The organism is Acinetobacter sp. MD2(2019) (assembly GCF_035615615.1).
Classification (GTDB): Bacteria; Pseudomonadota; Gammaproteobacteria; order Pseudomonadales; family Moraxellaceae; genus Acinetobacter.
In genome coordinates, this window is sequence record NZ_VTDU01000065.1 from 1 (window position 1) to 868 (window position 868).

At 34.9% G+C, this 868-nt stretch carries 1 protein-coding gene; it reads right to left on the bottom strand.

Annotation, left to right across the window (positions count from 1 at the left end; translation table 11 throughout):
• Positions 1–42: 42 nt before the first annotated feature.
• Complete coding sequence (locus I2F62_RS13075; RefSeq protein ID WP_324627417.1) at positions 43–789, bottom strand: IS5 family transposase; 747 nt, start codon at positions 787–789, stop codon at positions 43–45.
• Between the last annotated feature and the right edge of the window lie 79 nt (positions 790–868).

The window sequence follows — 868 nt, forward strand, 5'->3', positions numbered from 1 at the left end:
ATTTGGCTAGGGTGTGTTGACACTTACTGCTCAAATATTAATTTACAAGGGTAGCCATAAAAATATACAAGCGAGAGCAACTGAACTTTCATAGTTTCGTTTCAGCTTGTCATATCGAGTGGCTATCCCCCTAAATTGCTTCAGTCTACAAAACATATTTTCAACTAAGTGTCTGATTTTATATAAATACCAATCCATATGATCATTACTAGATTTAGTGTTAGATTTTTTTGGTATATTTGCTTTAGTATCAGTAGCTCTAATCTGTTCACGCAAAGGTTCTGAATCATAACCTTTATCTGCACACACTATGTCTGTTTCTGATAAATCTAGCTTTGAAATTAAGTCAGGTGCAACTTTCATATCATTCGTTGTTCCATCTGTAATGATGAAATCAATAGGATTGCCATGCGCATCTACAACTAAATGTATTTTGGATGAGTTTCCACCAATGCTTTTTGAAATAGCTTGTTGAGCAATGCCAGCAGAATGTTGATGAGCACGTACATGAGAACCATCAATAAACACCCACTCCATATCCGTGCAAAAAGATAATATTTTAAATAAAATAAGTAATTTGCCACTCGCTGACCAACGGTTAAAGCGTTTAAAAATAGAGTTTGCTAATCCAAAATCTGAAGGTAGATCACGCCAAGGGCAACCTGTTCTAATTCTATAAAGAATGGCTTCAATAAAATTACGTAAATTTGAGTTGTGGTGAATCGATAAATTACGGAGAATAGGTTTCAACTTTTGCCAGTGTTGATCTGTCAGCATGGTACGAGGCATAGCGAATAGTAAAATTGGGTTTGGCGATTTGATTTTACTACTTCGCTATTTTTTATACTAAAAGTGTCAACACTCTCTA

Coding starts and splice junctions, on each gene's coding strand:
- I2F62_RS13075 (WP_324627417.1), bottom strand. CDS start 789: ATGCCTCGTACCATGCTGACAGATCAACACTGGCAAAAGTTGAAACCT.